This is a genomic window from Pseudoalteromonas sp. BMB (genome assembly GCF_001709235.1).
In the GTDB taxonomy this organism is placed as follows: Bacteria; Pseudomonadota; Gammaproteobacteria; order Enterobacterales; family Alteromonadaceae; genus Pseudoalteromonas; species Pseudoalteromonas maricaloris.
This window is the reverse complement of sequence record NZ_MBQA01000226.1, coordinates 1-15,935: the sequence shown is the minus strand read 5'-3', so window position 1 is coordinate 15,935 and position 15,935 is coordinate 1. Positions and strand designations below refer to the sequence as shown.

The following is a 15,935-nucleotide window of genomic DNA, read 5'->3' as shown; positions in this document are numbered from 1 at the left end:
CGGCCGATGAGTCTACACAACGTTTAATATTTAATCAACGAAGAAATTATTGTTGCATATTTTTGTATTATTTAATTTAATAGCGGACTGTTTAGAGGTATAGCATTGCACAAGGGATGTTATGCCGTAACTTTTCCTAATTTGGGAAACAGAGACAAGTGGGAAATTTTTTACGGTCAACTGGCAATGATTTCCTAGCTTAGTCCACTTAGGTTATGAGTGTATTTTTAGCATAATTTGTGAAGCCAACTTAGTCCTTAACTGGAAATTAAAAGTTAGCTTTTCTAATATTGTAGACGACTGAAATTTTAGTGCTTTTACACACTGTACTTATTTTAATCGTCAACTGTGAGTTAAACCGATATAAAACGGTCAGTTATTCAATAATTGTCTGCGTTATAACGCCATAGTATAGACTTTCTGATAGTTTTTACTGATAGACGATTACAGTATTATCACAAGAGCTGCTAAACTTACTCTCATGTAGTATTAACTGTTACTTCAAGGACACGGGCTATGGATCAGAAAAGCGTACATGAATATTTGCAGGCCAAGCCTGCAACCTTTATCACTAAGCCTTTTGCGCAAGACGTAGATGTGTACAAAGTTCAGCATAAAATGTTTGCAACTCTAACTGAGGGGAAAGAGGGGCAAGTAGATGAAAATGGTGAACCTGTTTGGTGGTTAAATGTAAAATGCGACCCTGACGAAGCATTATTGCTTAGAGACAAGTATTCGTCTGTTGTGCCTGGTTATCACATGAATAAGCGTCTTTGGAACACAGTCATCTTAGATGGCACTATTCCAGAAGACGAAATAAAGAAAATGATCGATGATTCTTATCAAATCGTCGTAGATAACCTACCGACCGCACAACGTGAAGAACTTGCTAGCAAAGTCACGCAACGTTAATTAAAACGGCATTTAGGTAGACCTAAATGCCGTTTTACTTTCTATATCCTCGCATTTAATCTCTATCTTTAATGTCGATCAACTTGTCTTCAAATCACTCAGGTAGTATACAAAAAGAATAACCAAGCGATAATAGAGTGGCGACATGACGAAAAGGATTGCAGTACTGACAAGTGGCGGCGATGCACCCGGTATGAACTCAGCGATTAGGGCTATCACGTTAAGTGCCTTGAGATCTGGATTTCAGTGCTTTGGCTTTTTTCATGGTTACAATGGTCTAATTAATCAAGAGTACACCGAGCTAAGTGCGGTTTCCGTCACCGATATCACCCAACTTGGTGGCACAATTCTAAAAAGTGCCCGCTGCCCTGCGATGCTAGAACCCTCTGGCGTGCTGCAAGCAGCAAATGCCCTGAGAAAGCTCCATATTGACGTACTTATTGTGATTGGTGGTGACGGCTCGTTTAGGGGAATGCAGGCGCTGGCAGCTCACTGGCAAGGTCAGCTAATTGGTATTCCCGGTACTATAGATAACGACCTTTCAGGGTGTGACAACACCATTGGTTTTTCCACTGCCATCAATACTGCCACCTCCGCAATAGATAAAATCCGTGATACCGCAAATGCCTTTGAGCGAGTTTTTATCACCGAGGTGATGGGTCGTCATAACGGGCATATTGCTTACCATGTAGGTATTGCGACAGGTGCTGAGGCTATCATTTCATTTGAAAATTGCACGGCAGAGCATACCTCTCAGGTCTTAGCTCATCTCAAAAATGCCATAGAGCAGCAACATCAACACGGTAGCTTTTTGATTATACTGGCCGAAAATTTATGGCCTGGCGGCGCTCAAGCGCTTAAAACAGAGTTAAATAGCAATGCCGATATCAATTGCGCACTTTGCGTGTTAGGGCATATTCAACGCGGTGGGGCACCATCTGTTGAAGATAGAATGCTCGCCACGGAATTAGGGGTAGCGGCTGTGGAAGTGGTCAATGGCAGCATCAAAGCAAACACTAAAGTTGCGACGCCTGTTATGGTAGGAAAAATACATGGTGCTATTGTAATTACTGAAGTCGAGAAAGTGCTGAATGTGGATAAACCAGTATCACAGGAATGGGTGCAACGATATCAGCACTACCTCGCCGAGCAATAAATACAGTGAGAGTGAAGCACATATTGATTATTCACTCTCACTACACCTTGGGTAAGCGCTAGCCAAACACGCTAAAAGCAGATTCGTTAAGCCACAGGTGACATAAAATACTCGCGATATAACCAAGCAAAATCACGGGTGCCCATTTTAAGTGCCCCATAAAAGTATAATAGCCTCTAGCTTGCCCCATGAGCGCAACACCTGCCGCCGAGCCAATAGAAAGTAAACTCCCCCCTACCCCAGCCGTAAGCGTGATCAACAACCAATGGCCATGTGACATTTCAGGTTGCATCGACAGCACCGCAAACATCACAGGAATGTTATCGATGACCGCGGAAATAATCCCTAAGAATACGTTGGCATAGGTTGCAGACCATTCACCATATAATATCTCTGACATTAAACTTAAATAACCGAGAAACCCAAGACCACCAACACACATAACAATACCGTAGAAGAATAATAAGGTATCCCACTCAGCGCGTGAAACTTTGCTAAAGACATCAAATGGCACAACACTTCCTAACTTCTCAAGACGCTCTTGATCCCCTTCTCTTTCCGCCATCGCTCGCTTTCTTGCTAATGACCCCGGTAATGTCATTCTTAGGAAGTAACCAAAAAACTGTAGGTAACCGAGGCCCATCATCATGCCAAGGACCGGTGGTAAATGCAGCAAACTATGTGAGAGCACAGCGGTTGCGACAGTCAGTAGGAACAAAGTTAAAATTCTTAAAGCGCCGCGTTTAAGCTCTACTCTTTCGTAAACTGCACTGGGCTTTCTATCCGCCACAAAATAACTCATTACGAGTGCTGGTACGATGTAATTGACCAGTGAAGGAATAAATAGCGCCAAGAATTCGCTGAAATGTACCATACCGGCTTGCCATACCATCAAAGTGGTAATGTCACCAAAGGGGCTGAATGCACCGCCAGCATTGGCTGCTATCACGATATTGATACAGCTTAAATTGATAAACTCTTTGTCACCATCAGCTACCTTCATCACCACGGCACACATTAGTAAGGCTGTTGTTAGGTTGTCTGCAATTGGAGAGATAAAAAAGGATAAGAATCCAGTGATCCAAAAGAGATTCTTATAACTAAAACCCTTTTGGATCATCCACGCTCGTAGCGCATCAAAAAGACGGCGCTCCTCTAGCGCGTTGATATAAGTCATCGCAACCAGCAAGAACAACATCAACTCCGCAAATTCTAACAAGTTGTGCCGAAATGCGTGCTCGGTAACATCGGGTTGCCCCTGATTGACGTAATATGCGCCAATCATGAGCCAAATGATGCCTGCCGCCACAAGCACTGGCTTTGATTTTCGCATATGAAGTTTTTCTTCGAGCATTACAAGTGCGTATGCTAAAACGAAGACAACAATACAAACCAAGCCGAGTGTCGAGCTGGTAAGATCTAAGGTGCCTTGAGCCGCCAAGGCTGGTGATGGGATCACGGATATGACCCATGCGCAACAGAATAGCAGTAGTCCATTGATTTTCATTTTTTTGCCTATCGATGAGTGCAGAGGGATGGCATTTCAGCCAATCTCACTTTAGCATAGATAAAAAGTAATCAGCATTGGACTGAAGTCTAAGGCATCCTGTTTACAGTATTACAAACAGGCCCATACATCAGCAGTAGGTATATATGCTTCAACTTTCGCAGCAACAACAAACAGAATTACAGCAAAAATTGAGCAACGATGGTTTTGCACGAATTGAAAATATTCTAGACGATACAAACGCTCAACAACTACATGAGTGCCTCTGTAATCTAGACTACCAGCTAGCACTTTTTCATAACGGGGCAGCAAAATCAGTCAAAGACAGTGATATTCTTGCCTTAACACCGCAAGAGCAGCAAGCCTTGCTCGAAGATATACATAGCTATGCATCACGTGGTGTTGGTTTTATGTATGGCCGCCACTCCATAGAATCGACGAGCCCTGAGGCGCTGAAAAAACTCTACAATAACCTCAATAGTAGCGCTGTACAGTCCTGCTTTTCCGCGATCTCTGGACAGAACATAATCCGTACCTCTGCCCAAGCAACACGATTTATTGGTGGTCAGTATTTAACTCGACATAATGACATTGTTGAAGCTGAGGGCCGGGTTTATGCCTATGTACTCAGCCTAAGCAAAAGTTGGCACCCTGACTGGGGCGGGCTACTGCAGTTTTTTGAACGTGATGGCACACCCACTAAAAGTTATGCACCTAAGTTCAATTCACTGGTGGTTTTTGATGTAAGCAAAATTCATTCTGTGACTTACGTCGCGCCATTTGCAAAGGCGCCACGACTTTCTGTAACGGGGTGGTTTAGAACAATAGACACGTAAGCTCAATGCGTGTCTATTGTTCTAGGTGTCTATTTTATTAATATTTTTCGCTTATCTTTTCAATGGTTAAGATCAGCGCAAGGCCAGCGATGGCAAGCGCAATACATGCCAGCGTATTTGGATCTTGACCGTATAGCGTACTATATTGCGCTGGCAAAATATTGGCCTGACTCAATGGCTTTTCGATACCACTGGAATTCACGTAAGTCGTAAGCACTTGTTTCCAAGGCCACAATAAATTAAGCGAACCAAGTAAAAAACCAGCTAGTAGCGAAAACGTTACTTGTTGATAGTGCGCCAATAGCCAGCTGAGTAGGCGCGAAAACGACATTAACCCCACAATACAACCTAGTAAGAATAAACTCACTAAGCCAAATTCAAGCTGGTTCACCGCACTGAGCACATGGCCATACATACCCAATAACAGTAGAATAAAGCTCCCTGAGATCCCAGGTAAGATCATCGCGCAAATGGCAATAGCACCTGAGATAAAAAACATCCAATGAGATGCTTGCGCTTCAGCTGGTGAAAGGGAAGTAATAGCAAAGGCCACGACAGCACCAACTGCGCAGGCAATAATATTTTGGCCGTTCCAATGAGAGACCTGTTTTGCAACATAAATAAAAGAAGCGACGATAAGACCAAAGAAAAATGACCATACCAGTGTTTGGTGTGCTTCCAATAAATAAGTGATCACCTTCGCCAAAGACGCTGCACTGATGAGCAAACCAGAAAATACCGCCAGTAAAAAGCTACCATCAATGTACTGCCAAGTTGCTTTTAGGCCGTCACGGCGCAATGTACTCAAAGCCTGTAAGTTCACACTTTTAATGGCATTTAAAAAACGTGCATAGATACCGGTAATAAAAGCAATGGTGCCGCCGGAAACGCCAGGGACAACATCCGCAGCCCCCATTCCGGCACCTTTTAAAAACATAAAGAGATAGTCTCGTTTGCTATCTTTATACTGCACAAATTTCTCCTTTCATTTCCACTGCCGAGCAGTTTAACTTAAAACGCTAAAAAATAGCGACAGCTAAAGCTTTCGCTTAACTGGTCGATAACCAATTATGATATTTTACGCGCTTGTACCATGATCATCAGAACGCTTTTATTACTTGTAACGGCTTTACCCGCGACGACTTTTGCAGCAGAACATATTGATGCAGCACCGCTTGGTTCTCTTTATCAGCAAGACGCTAATCGCTTCTACGAGCCATCGCAACTGATAAAGCTGGAAAGCGAAAACGAAAGCTTTTATGTATTTCATCAAGAATATATGACAGCTGCTCGTGAAGGCATCGTGATCTTATTACCAGACATGCAAACTCCGCCCCTCAATAACAGCGGCATAAGCTTTCTTGCAAAACGCTTAAGCGATGATGGCTACGACACCTATACCCTTACTCCGCCAGACCTTTCTTATGCACCGAGTCTGCTAGAGCAAGACATCGCGCTCCCCGATGCTGAAAAACCGGCTCAGCAAACGCTTGCCCCCATTTCAGAATCTAATCTGGACGAATATAAAATGGCCTTGATCAGCCGCTTTGAGGTGCTTTATAACACCCTGTCCATGACTCAAACAGAAAAGTTGGTGGTTGTCGCATTTGGTAATAGCGCAGGTTTATTCGGTGAGCACTTAGCCACCCTGCCCAATCTACGTATCGATGCCTTTGCCGTTGTAAGCCCACAACTACCTAATGCAACGCGGCAAAAGCACTTAGCATCCAACCTTTCTCTGATAAGCCCTGCTTTACTGGATGTTTACTACAGTTTTGACAACCCTATTGTGGTCGACAATACACCGGACAGAGCCCGCTGGGCGAGAAAAAACAGTAAATTTGATTATCGCCAACGGGAGCTTTTTGGAGAAAAAACCGATCCACTCCAACATCAAAGGCTCAGAAAGGAATTACTCGGTTTTTTACGCGTCTTATAGTGTTTCAAGTTAGCTCTTTTTTAAATATTCATAGGCAGACTGAATATCTTGGCTTTTGCGCTTTGCCACTTCCATCATATGCTTAGGTAATCCCTGAGACACCAATTTGTCAGGGTGATGCTGCGACATCAGTTTGCGGTAAGCTTTTTTGATTTCACGCTCATTCGCCCCTTCACTCAATCCCAGTACAGCCAATGCTTTAGCACGGTTTAAACCGTTATCTTGTGGTGCTGGTTGACGGCCGCCCTGTTGCTGGTGTTGATGTTGCGATCTCCCCGACGCCTGAGAGCGACGAAACTCAAATTCTGCTTGGTAGCGCTTTAGCAGGAACAAAAAGTGGGTTTCTGCGAAACCTAAATACTTGCTCACCTGTTTAAGTAAGGCCTTCTCCGCATCAGACACATGACCATCACAAAATGCCATTTGAATTTGAATCTCTAAAAACAGCTGCCTCAAGTCATAGCGTCTAGCAAAAGCCTCTTTAAAATCGGTAACCGCTTCTTTTATCGAAAAGTCGCTGCTTTTTCCCGCAGTAAACGCATGTTGCGCTTCTTTTCGCTCTTCACCCTGCAAGCCCATTTCGCTCATAAACGCAGACGCAGCTTGAATGTGGATTTCACTGACTCGACCATTAGACTTGGCGATATGTCCCATCACAGAAAAACAGCTGGAAAAGAACAAGGCTTGGCGCTCATGAAGATCTTCACCTTTCATGAAACCTTGAAAGCCACCGACTTTATCAAAATCCTGACGCAAACTTTTATCAAATAAATGGCCGAGATAAAAACCTAAAATAGCGCCTAACCAACGACCAAATAAAAAGCCGAAAATTGTGCCTAATAATTTACCCCACATCGCTATACCCTAACTTTTCGTTGATCATTTTTAGTCGCTCTGGCGTGCCAATGTCGTCCCATGCGCCCAAATACAGTTCAGTAGAAACTTTATGCTGCTCAAGCCCACTGCGCAGCAACGGTCCTAGTTTTATAAAGCCAGCCCCAAGCTCGGCAAAAAAACTTTGGTGATATTTGCCAATGCCAGACAAGGTATACTTTTGCTGATTGAGCGGCTGATGGGCAAGGCAAAAATCGCCTTCAGGATTATGTTCGGGATTTTCTACCAACACAATGTGCGCCTCGCAATGGCCCTCTGCTGTGCTGCCGAGCTGTAACTGCATTAGGCTGCTAACATCATAGTCCGTAAAAATATCGCCATTGAGTACAATAAAGCTGTCATCCTGTTCACATAACATCGGCAATGCTTGAATGATTCCACCTGCAGTTTCTAATCCACCTTCAGGCTCATCGCTGTACTCAATATTGACACCGAAGTGAATGCCATTGCCGAAATAGTCTTTTATCACCTGACCTTGCCATGCAAGGTTTATTACAATATCGCAGATCCCAGCCGCTTTTAAACGCTCGATATGATGCTCAAGTAGTGATTTTCCTGCGACGTTAAGCATAGGTTTTGGTTGGTTCGCGGTCAGTGGCATCATGCGTTTACCACGACCAGCAGATAAAATTATCGCTTTCATTGTTACTTCTATTTTGTGCCTAATTTGGCCTGCGCTTGAGGCATTATGTCATTCTCTAGCCAGCTTGCAAGCCACTGAAATTCTGTATACTTATTCGCTACTTCAACAAGGTAGCGTAACGTTGGCAAAATATTTTCTAAGTACCCGCCTTTGCCATCTCGCTGCAATAGGCGAGTAAAAATGCCGGCAGCTTTAAGGTGCCTTTGCATCCCCGTTAAGTCAAAGTAATGTTGGTAGGTGCTAAAATCCATATCGCCTAATAAGTTTGCCGCTTTTAAGCAGTCAAAGCTATGTTGCTGAAGCTCGGTAAACTCATGTACATCAAGACGAGTATAACAATCCCGCAACAGAGAAACCGCATCATAAGTGACAGGTCCTTGTACCGCATCCTGATAATCAATGAGATACCACTGAGACTGATGACATATCAGGTTGCGGCTATGAAAATCTCGATGCATCGTGGCCTGCGGCTGACGAGTCATCGCATCAACGAGTTTCAACTTCACATTATGCCATTGCACTTGTTGATATTCGGTGGGTGTTAAACCAAGCCATTTTGTTACAAGCCACTCGTAAAAGATATTAAGTTCCATATCAACGAAATCAGCATCATAGGGCTTCATCCATTTACTCTTTGGTGTTTTGGCTATTTCTGGAATAAGCGCTATCAACGCACGATAATCCTCTAGCCTAGAAGGCAATGCTAACCTATCGGCCAAATGCTCAGAGCCTAAATCTTGTAACAGTAACAGCCCTTGTTCTTCATTACTCGCAAGGATTTGTGGCACATTAAGGTCTTGCTCTGCAAACACCGTATTTAAACCAATAAAAGGGGCATTATCGAGTTTATCGACCGGTGTCTCCATTAAGATCCACGACATCGTTTGTTGTTTGACGCGATAATAACGCCGAAAACTGGCATCCGAGGTGATAGCCTCACACGAAAAATCGTCGCTATGTATTGCTTGCTGTATAAACTCGACGCGCTGGTTTTGACTATTCATGGATTAACTATTACACCTTCTACTTGTAAATATTTAAATGCTACTGTATTTCCGACAGTTTTCATTTATCATGATGAGCTTATTATTAAATGCTCAGCTAATAGGTTATTAAATGCGCAAAATTTGGGGCTTGGCTGTATTATCCGCGATTCATTCTACAGCTTTTGCTAATACGAACATTGTCGCCGCACAATGTAAAGACTATATGCAGCCAGAAAACTGGAAGCCGTTAGCCTCGCTGCCCAAACATGCCATTGATATCGTTGCCGATGACTTAGAACTACAAGGTACTGATAGCGCTGAGTTTTCGGGTAACGTGGTGATTAACACTGAAACCATGAGCTTAGAAGCTAGACGTGCGCTAATCGATAAAAAAGAAGGCCTGCTCAGCGCTTCTGGACCACTACTCTATCGTGACCAATTTACCAAAGTTCACAGCAATGGGCTATTCGCGGATTTAAATGCTAACACCGTGAGCTTGCTTGGTGCTGAATATGAATTAACAGACCAGCAGGGCCGCGGTGGTGCAGAGAAATTGCATGCCTCTGGCAGCAAAATTTCACTCGACAACTCCAGCTTTACCACGTGTCCTGCTGATGACCCATTTTGGAGTATCGAGGCAAGCAGCATTGTACTTTCTCGAGAAGACGGTTGGGGTGAGACCTATAATACGGTGTTCAAAATTATGGACACGCCCATTATCTATTTACCCTATTTTACATTTCCAATCGACGATAGACGAAAATCTGGCCTGCTGACGCCGACAATTTCCAGCTCAAATAAATTTGGCTTGGAGCTGATCACCCCTTATTATCTCAATCTAGCCCCCAACTACGACGCGACCTTAACGCCAAGATATATGGCCAATAAAGGATTTCAGCTTATTACCGAGTTCAGGTATTTAACTGAACAACATCAAGGTAAAATTGGGGTGGAATATCTCAGTAAGGATGATTCAGAGCCGCAGCTAGACGATCGCTATTTAGTACATTGGCAACAAAAGAGTTATTTAAGTGATAAATGGCGTGCGTTTGTTGATGTCACAAATGTCAGTGACGATAACTATCTCACTGACTTAACATCCGAATACGCCAATGAAACTGACACTCAGTTATATCGCACCGGCAGTCTAAGTTACCTTGGTGAAGACTGGTTAGTCGACTTAAAGTTGCAAGATTTTGAAGTGTTGGGCGATCACAGAGAATCCTACACTGCACTACCGCAAATTAGCTTCCGTACACGTGACAGTTATGAACTTGTCGGCCTTGATTGGGACTTTGAAGGTGAGTTTGCCTATTTTCAAAATGATGCTTTGCCAATCTCAGAGGCGTCGCGATTACACCTAGAACCTCGCGTGTCTTTTTCACGCAGCGACTACGCTTGGTCATTTACTTCAGAAGCACGCCTACTTCACACGCGTTATGAACAAAATATAGATGTGCCTGATACAGAGTATGAGGAGTCTGTCACGCGTACATTGCCAAGTTTACGGGTACATGGACAACTGAATTTTGAACGCAGTACCGAGTTCTTTTTTGAACAAGGTACACAAACGCTTGAGCCACAAATTCAGTACCTTTACACACCACACAGAGAGCAAAGCCAAATTGGCTGGTACGATACGGCTAAGTTACAAGATGACTTTATTGGTCTGTTTAGAGCACGCCGTTACTCAGGTTATGACCGTATTGCAGAAGCCAATCAATTCACCGTGGGTGCAACCACGCGTGTATTCGATAGCAGTAATGTCGAACGCTTTAACTTCAGTGCAGGTCAGATCATTTATCTTGAGTCATCTGTAAAGCCTTCTGAACAGCTATTTACTGATGATACCAACTATAATGCACTATTTGCCGCTGAATCCATGTTACATTGGCATAAGCGCTGGTACCTCTCAGGTGGGGTGCAATACGATGTGGATAGCAAAGAGTTAGTGCAGTCTCACTTTACCTTGGACTATAAAGGAGACGACAAGCAGTTAGTGCAATTGAACCATCGTTATGTTAATGATGTCTCAGACTATGAAATTGACCAAGTCGGTCTCTTTACAAGTTTACCAATTGACGATAACTGGCAATTTGTAGCAAGCTATCACCGAGATATGACGGCAAATAGAAGTGTTGAATCCTTTGTTGGTGTTCAATACCAGTCTTGTTGTTGGGCTATTCAGGTGACTGCGAATCGTCAAATTGAAACAAACTTAAACCAAACACTTACAAATGATGAAGCAGTGTTTGATTCTGGCTTCAGCCTGAAATTTGTCCTTACAGGGCTTGGAAGCCAAAGCAGTGGTGATGCGAGTAAACTCCTTCAACAGGGTATTTTTGGTTACCGTAGACCGTATTTTTTGAATAAATAGAATTTAGAAAGCCGTATGAATTTAAAAAAGTTGTTATTAGTGGCCTCATTAAGTGCAGGCCTGTTTACTCAAGCACATGCTGAGCGTGTAAAGCTAGATACTGTTGTTGCCACGGTTAATGATGGTGTAATTTTACAAAGCGAAGTCGATCAAATAATAAATCGTGTTAAAGAACAGGCTGAGCAGCAAGGCACAGAGCTTCCTAGCGATAAAACATTACGCTTACAAGCCATCGATAAACTCATTGAGCAATCTTTAATGTTGCAACTGGGTGATCGCATGGGTATGCAAATTTCCGATGCTCAATTAGATCAGACCATTGCAAATATTGCCCAAGATCAAGGCGGTACTATCGCTGACCTACGTCGCTCAGTTGAAGCGAGTGGCGAAAGCTTTCAGGCATATCGAGAAGAGATCCGTAAAGAAATAACCACAAGCCAAGTGCGCCGTGCCAGTGTTGATCGCCGTATTTATATTAGCCCTCAAGAGGTGACCAACCTGCAAAAAATATTGAGTGAGCAAACGGGTAACTCGGAAGAGTATGATATCGGCCATATCTTGATTAAGATCCCAAACAAAGCAACGCCAGAAGAAATTGAAGACGCTCGTGAGCGCGCTGATAACGTGATTAAGTTTTTGAACGAAGGTAAAGAGTTCAAGCGCATCGCAATTGCCTCTTCGAGCGGCTCAAAAGCGCTAGATGGTGGTCAATTAGGCTGGATGGGCATTAACGAAATGCCAACCTTGTTCGCTGAGGCCATTAAAGGTGCGAAAAAAGACGACATCGTTGGTCCACTGCGCTCAGGCGCGGGTTTCCACATTCTAAAAGTACAAGATATTCGTGGTCGTGAAGTCGTTGAAACCGTTGAGGTACGTTCACGCCATATTTTAATCAAACCGTCTATTATCCTAAGTGAAGAAAAAGCCCGCTCAATGCTAACAGGTTTTGTTAAAGACTTGCGCGCAGGAACCGCTGACTTTGCTGCGCTAGCTAAAGAATATTCTGAAGATCCGGGCTCTGCACTTAAAGGCGGTGAGTACGATTGGACAGATCCAACTACATACGTACCAGCGTTTAGAGACACTCTGTTGTCGCTAGAAAAAGATCAGATCAGTGAACCATTTAGAAGTACATTTGGCTGGCACATTGTACAACTGCTCGATAAACGAGTGGCCGATAAAACAGAACAAGCCAAGTTAAATCGCGCACACCGTCTGCTGTTTAACCGTAAATTTAAAGAAGAAAGCTTTAAATGGATTAAAGAAATGCGTGACCAAGCGCATATTGAAATTATCGAAGCGGAATAACGGCTATGACACTCAGAATCGCAATTACACCGGGTGAGCCTGCAGGTATTGGCCCAGATCTTGTTATCAAACTGGCTCAGCATGCATGGCCTGCTCAGTTAGTTGCGGTGGCTGATAAAAGTATTCTAGAAAAACGCGCCAAAGAACTTGGTGAGCAAATCAAGTTATTGCCGTTTGACAGCGATGCTGCGCCTGAAGCGGCACCTGCTGGTGCTATTTACTACCTTCAAGTAGACAAAGGTGCTGAAGTGGTCGCTGGTCAATTAGATGAAGCTAATGGCCATTATGTGCTCGAAACCTTGCGTATTGCCTCTGAAAAGAATATGGATGGGACATTCGCAGCGGTAGTCACGGGTCCTGTTCATAAAGGCATTATTAACCAAGCTGGGATCTCGTTTAGCGGCCATACTGAGTACTTTGCACAGCAGTCTGATACCGCTGATGTCGTTATGCTACTCGCAACCGAAGGGCTGCGTGTAGCGCTAGTTACTACGCATATCCCACTGGCGTATGTATCAAAGGCGATTACGCCTGAGCGTCTCAGCAAAGTCATTCATATTTTACATCACGACCTACAAACCAAGTTTGGTATTGAACAACCCAGAGTATTAGTTTGTGGATTAAATCCGCATGCTGGAGAAAGTGGTCACCTTGGTCGTGAAGAAATAGAAACCATTGAACCAACACTGGAAATGCTGAATAAACAAGGTATGAACTTGGTTGGACCGCTGCCAGCTGACACCCTTTTCCAGGCTAAATATTTAGATAATGCTGATGCTGTGCTCGCAATGTATCACGATCAGGGCTTACCTGTGTTAAAATATAAAGGTTTTGGAAACTCAGTAAACATCACCCTAGGATTACCCTTTGTTCGCACATCGGTTGATCACGGTACAGCGCTTGATTTAGCTGGCTCTGGTGATGTTGAAGTGGGTAGTTTTGAATTAGCGATCCGCGAAGCAATTAAGCTCGCAACCAAAAAAGCACAGAATGCATGACAGATAAAGTACATCTCGGACACAGAGCGCGTAAACGCTTTGGTCAAAACTTCTTAAATGACAACAGTATTATCGACAAGATAGTAACCGCTATCGATCCTAAGCCAGAAGATAACCTGGTTGAAATTGGTCCTGGTTTAGGTGCTATCACTGAGCCAGTTTGTGATTTAAGTGGTCACCTAACCGTTGTAGAACTCGATAAAGATCTTGCCGAGCGCTTGATCCATCATCCATTCTTGGGACCTAAATTAACGGTTCACCAAGGTGACGCGATGAAGTTTGACTTCTCTTCTTTAATCAAAGAAGGGGAAAAACTGAAGATCTTTGGTAACTTACCTTACAACGTATCAACCCCTTTGCTATTTCACTTATTTGAATTTGCCGATCAGGTCGAGCATATGCACTTTATGCTGCAAAAAGAAGTGGTTAACCGTATGGTTGCAGGCCCTGGCAGCAAGGCCTTTGGTCGCTTGAGCGTAATGACGCAGTACTATTGTCACGCTATTCCCGTGATTGAAGTACCACCACATTGCTTTAAACCGGCACCAAAAGTTGACTCGGCAGTTGTTCGATTGATCCCAAAAGATCCGTCACAACGTACAGCCAAAAGCACTAAACTTTTGAATACTGTTTGCTTAGAAGCGTTCAACCAACGTCGTAAGACACTAAGAAATAGCTTATCGAACCTGTTAACCGAAGAGCAGCTGCGAAACTTAGGTATTGACCCTACGCTTCGTGCTGAAAACCTGTCGCTTAACCAGTTTATTGAAATTGCAAATTGGATATATGACAACTCAAACTAATATTGGCTCACCGATCAAGGTATCGGTAGAGACCTTTTACGTTGAAGCGCAATCACAGCCTGAAAAGGACAAATATGTGTTTGCCTACACCATTACCATCAAAAACCATAGCTTATGCAACGCTAAGCTACATAGTCGTTATTGGCTCATTACCGATGCTAATGGCAAAGAGACCGAAGTAGAAGGTGATGGTGTTGTCGGTGAGCAGCCCACCATTCGTCCTGGCGAAAGCTATCAGTACACCAGCGGCGCGGTGCTCGATACCCCAGTTGGTACGATGGAAGGGTATTATTTAATGCGTAATGAGTTTGGCACCGAGTTTAAAGCGCCAATCAATGTATTTAGACTCTCCTGTCCAAATATTTTGCATTGATACCGTTTTTATTTTGCGGAAGCGGGTTTACCCCGCGTTCCTCATACGTGCTAGACATCAGAATAAAAACATTGAGTTATAAAAAACCACAGGTAATAAATGGCAAAATACGCAATTGGAGACTTGCAAGGTTGCTTCACTCCACTCATCGGGCTACTCGATCAAGTCAACTTTAACCCAAACCAAGACCATTTATACTTTGTCGGTGACATCATCGCCAGAGGACCTGACTCACTTGCTTGCCTAGAGTTCCTCTATCAACACGCTGGCTCTATTAGCATTACACTCGGCAATCACGATCTCCACTTTTTAGCCTGTCTTGCTTTGGGAGTCGCTCCAAACCCAAAAGATAAATTAGACGCGGTTTTTGCCAGCCCCAAATGCCAGAAATATGCTGATTTATTACGTTCACAGCCACTGGCTATTTGGCTTGAAACACAGCAGACTTTTATTTCTCATGCTGGTATCCATCCAAGCTGGAATATTGCGCAAGCGCTAGAATATGCGCGCTTTGCCGAAGCCATTTATCAATCGACAAAAGCCCCTGAGTTTTACGCCAATATGTACGGCGCTCACCCAGGCCTTGAGCTCGATAAGCTCAGTGAACAAGATAAGTTTAAAGCCATTGTTAACGTCTTTACTCGAATGCGCTTTCTAAAACAAAATGGCGAACTGGATCTTAAGAACAAGTCTGGCCTAAAAGATGCGGCAGGTCTCACTCCGTGGTTTGAGCTCAACCAAACACCAACCGACACTACCCTACTTTTCGGCCACTGGGCTGCTTTGGAAGGCGAAACCAACAAGAAAAATATTATTGCCTTAGACACTGGCTGCGTGTGGGGAGGCCCTATGACAATGATAAATATCGACAGTGGCGAAAAGTACCAGCATAGCTAACCTCTATAACAGCCCTAAATCAACGTTAGGGTAAGCACTTACTTTAACTTTTATTAAACTAGGGCCTATTGATCTTTCAAGTTTGTTTTTGCAGCAGTTTGATTGGTATTTATACAAGGCAGAGCCTGCGTAGCATAGTTATTCTATGTGAGTCAGGCGATAACACAGTAGAAATGCCAATCAAGCGCTGCCCTTTGGGTTCACCTGAGTGCGCTTTGTTCATTGTTGCTCAACTTTTGCCTAGATTACTAGGCGGCAAGTCGAGCGTCGCGACCAAAACACACTCAGGAGAACAAAAATCAAACA

Annotated in this window: 15 protein-coding genes; 10 read left to right on the top strand and 5 right to left on the bottom strand. The window is 43.7% G+C overall.

Features of this window, described 5'->3' with window-relative positions:
- Positions 1 to 516 precede the first annotated feature (516 nt).
- The gene (locus BB427_RS23265; protein WP_010374742.1) at positions 517 to 912 is read left to right on the top strand and encodes an MmcQ/YjbR family DNA-binding protein; all 396 of its coding nucleotides are present in this window, start codon (positions 517 to 519) and stop codon (positions 910 to 912) included.
- A gap of 145 nt (positions 913 to 1,057) precedes the next feature.
- The gene (locus BB427_RS23260; protein ID WP_069023571.1) at positions 1,058 to 2,068 is read left to right on the top strand and encodes an ATP-dependent 6-phosphofructokinase; all 1,011 of its coding nucleotides are present in this window, start codon (positions 1,058 to 1,060) and stop codon (positions 2,066 to 2,068) included.
- A 58-nt stretch (positions 2,069 to 2,126) separates the two neighbouring features.
- On the opposite strand, the gene nhaD is transcribed toward BB427_RS23260, so the two are convergent.
- Entirely contained in the window at positions 2,127 to 3,575 is a 1,449-nt protein-coding gene (gene nhaD, locus BB427_RS23255; protein ID WP_045987740.1) for a sodium:proton antiporter NhaD, read from the bottom strand.
- Between the two features lie 146 nt (positions 3,576 to 3,721).
- Between nhaD and BB427_RS23250 the strand changes: the two genes are divergently transcribed.
- A complete protein-coding gene (locus BB427_RS23250; RefSeq protein WP_069023569.1) occupies positions 3,722 to 4,411 on the top strand; it encodes a 2OG-Fe(II) oxygenase family protein in 690 nt (229 codons plus the stop codon).
- 37 nt (positions 4,412 to 4,448) lie between these two features.
- Here the strand turns inward: BB427_RS23250 and BB427_RS23245 are convergent, their stop codons facing one another.
- Positions 4,449 to 5,384: a DUF368 domain-containing protein gene (locus BB427_RS23245; RefSeq protein WP_010606014.1), complete on the bottom strand. Its 936-nt coding sequence runs from the start codon at positions 5,382 to 5,384 to the stop codon at positions 4,449 to 4,451.
- Positions 5,385 to 5,504: 120 nt separating this feature from the next.
- On the opposite strand from BB427_RS23245, the gene BB427_RS23240 reads away from it, so the two are divergent.
- Entirely contained in the window at positions 5,505 to 6,350 is an 846-nt protein-coding gene (locus tag BB427_RS23240) for a DUF3530 family protein (protein WP_069023567.1), read from the top strand.
- 9 nt (positions 6,351 to 6,359) lie between these two features.
- Here the strand turns inward: BB427_RS23240 and djlA are convergent, their stop codons facing one another.
- Genes djlA through BB427_RS23225 form a run of 3 tightly spaced genes read right to left on the bottom strand, consistent with a single transcriptional unit; the run spans position 6,360 to position 8,891 of the window.
- Positions 6,360 to 7,205: a co-chaperone DjlA gene (gene djlA / locus BB427_RS23235; RefSeq protein ID WP_069023565.1), complete on the bottom strand. Its 846-nt coding sequence runs from the start codon at positions 7,203 to 7,205 to the stop codon at positions 6,360 to 6,362.
- Positions 7,195 to 7,887 carry an N-acetylmuramate alpha-1-phosphate uridylyltransferase MurU gene (gene murU / locus BB427_RS23230; protein ID WP_069023563.1) on the bottom strand — a complete coding sequence of 231 codons (693 nt, stop codon included), beginning with the start codon at positions 7,885 to 7,887 and terminating at the stop codon, positions 7,195 to 7,197. The genes djlA and murU overlap by 11 nt, the downstream gene beginning before the upstream one ends.
- A gap of 8 nt (positions 7,888 to 7,895) precedes the next feature.
- Complete coding sequence (locus tag BB427_RS23225; RefSeq protein ID WP_069023561.1) at positions 7,896 to 8,891, bottom strand: aminoglycoside phosphotransferase family protein; 996 nt, start codon at positions 8,889 to 8,891, stop codon at positions 7,896 to 7,898.
- A gap of 112 nt (positions 8,892 to 9,003) precedes the next feature.
- Here BB427_RS23225 and lptD point away from each other — a divergent pair, with 112 nt between their 5' ends.
- From lptD to BB427_RS23195, 6 genes are all read left to right on the top strand, one after another.
- Complete coding sequence (gene lptD / locus BB427_RS23220; RefSeq protein WP_069023559.1) at positions 9,004 to 11,250, top strand: LPS assembly protein LptD; 2,247 nt, start codon at positions 9,004 to 9,006, stop codon at positions 11,248 to 11,250.
- A gap of 15 nt (positions 11,251 to 11,265) precedes the next feature.
- A complete protein-coding gene (gene surA / locus BB427_RS23215) occupies positions 11,266 to 12,558 on the top strand; it encodes a peptidylprolyl isomerase SurA (protein WP_017216475.1) in 1,293 nt (430 codons plus the stop codon).
- Between the two features lie 5 nt (positions 12,559 to 12,563).
- A complete protein-coding gene (pdxA, locus tag BB427_RS23210; RefSeq protein ID WP_010374725.1) occupies positions 12,564 to 13,556 on the top strand; it encodes a 4-hydroxythreonine-4-phosphate dehydrogenase PdxA in 993 nt (330 codons plus the stop codon).
- Positions 13,553 to 14,359: a 16S rRNA (adenine(1518)-N(6)/adenine(1519)-N(6))-dimethyltransferase RsmA gene (gene rsmA, locus BB427_RS23205; protein ID WP_069023557.1), complete on the top strand. Its 807-nt coding sequence runs from the start codon at positions 13,553 to 13,555 to the stop codon at positions 14,357 to 14,359. The genes pdxA and rsmA overlap by 4 nt, the downstream gene beginning before the upstream one ends.
- The gene (gene apaG / locus BB427_RS23200) at positions 14,343 to 14,732 is read left to right on the top strand and encodes a Co2+/Mg2+ efflux protein ApaG (protein WP_010374721.1); all 390 of its coding nucleotides are present in this window, start codon (positions 14,343 to 14,345) and stop codon (positions 14,730 to 14,732) included. Before rsmA ends, apaG begins: the two co-directional genes overlap by 17 nt.
- 99 nt (positions 14,733 to 14,831) lie before the next feature.
- Positions 14,832 to 15,629, top strand: a complete 798-nt coding sequence (locus BB427_RS23195; RefSeq protein WP_069023555.1) for a symmetrical bis(5'-nucleosyl)-tetraphosphatase — start codon at positions 14,832 to 14,834, stop codon at positions 15,627 to 15,629.
- The last annotated feature ends 306 nt before the right edge of the window (positions 15,630 to 15,935 follow it).

Excerpts from the sequence above, each read along its gene's own strand:
- nhaD (WP_045987740.1), bottom strand. The coding sequence starts at position 3,575 with ATGAAAATCAATGGACTACTGCTATTCTGTTGCGCATGGGTCATATCC.
- apaG (WP_010374721.1), top strand. The coding sequence starts at position 14,343 with ATGACAACTCAAACTAATATTGGCTCACCGATCAAGGTATCGGTAGAG.
- lptD (WP_069023559.1), top strand. The coding sequence starts at position 9,004 with ATGCGCAAAATTTGGGGCTTGGCTGTATTATCCGCGATTCATTCTACA.
- BB427_RS23265 (WP_010374742.1), top strand. The coding sequence starts at position 517 with ATGGATCAGAAAAGCGTACATGAATATTTGCAGGCCAAGCCTGCAACC.
- BB427_RS23250 (WP_069023569.1), top strand. The coding sequence starts at position 3,722 with ATGCTTCAACTTTCGCAGCAACAACAAACAGAATTACAGCAAAAATTG.
- BB427_RS23260 (WP_069023571.1), top strand. The coding sequence starts at position 1,058 with ATGACGAAAAGGATTGCAGTACTGACAAGTGGCGGCGATGCACCCGGT.
- murU (WP_069023563.1), bottom strand. The coding sequence starts at position 7,887 with ATGAAAGCGATAATTTTATCTGCTGGTCGTGGTAAACGCATGATGCCA.
- BB427_RS23240 (WP_069023567.1), top strand. The coding sequence starts at position 5,505 with ATGATCATCAGAACGCTTTTATTACTTGTAACGGCTTTACCCGCGACG.
- pdxA (WP_010374725.1), top strand. The coding sequence starts at position 12,564 with ATGACACTCAGAATCGCAATTACACCGGGTGAGCCTGCAGGTATTGGC.
- rsmA (WP_069023557.1), top strand. The coding sequence starts at position 13,553 with ATGACAGATAAAGTACATCTCGGACACAGAGCGCGTAAACGCTTTGGT.
- djlA (WP_069023565.1), bottom strand. The coding sequence starts at position 7,205 with ATGTGGGGTAAATTATTAGGCACAATTTTCGGCTTTTTATTTGGTCGT.
- BB427_RS23225 (WP_069023561.1), bottom strand. The coding sequence starts at position 8,891 with ATGAATAGTCAAAACCAGCGCGTCGAGTTTATACAGCAAGCAATACAT.
- BB427_RS23195 (WP_069023555.1), top strand. The coding sequence starts at position 14,832 with ATGGCAAAATACGCAATTGGAGACTTGCAAGGTTGCTTCACTCCACTC.
- surA (WP_017216475.1), top strand. The coding sequence starts at position 11,266 with ATGAATTTAAAAAAGTTGTTATTAGTGGCCTCATTAAGTGCAGGCCTG.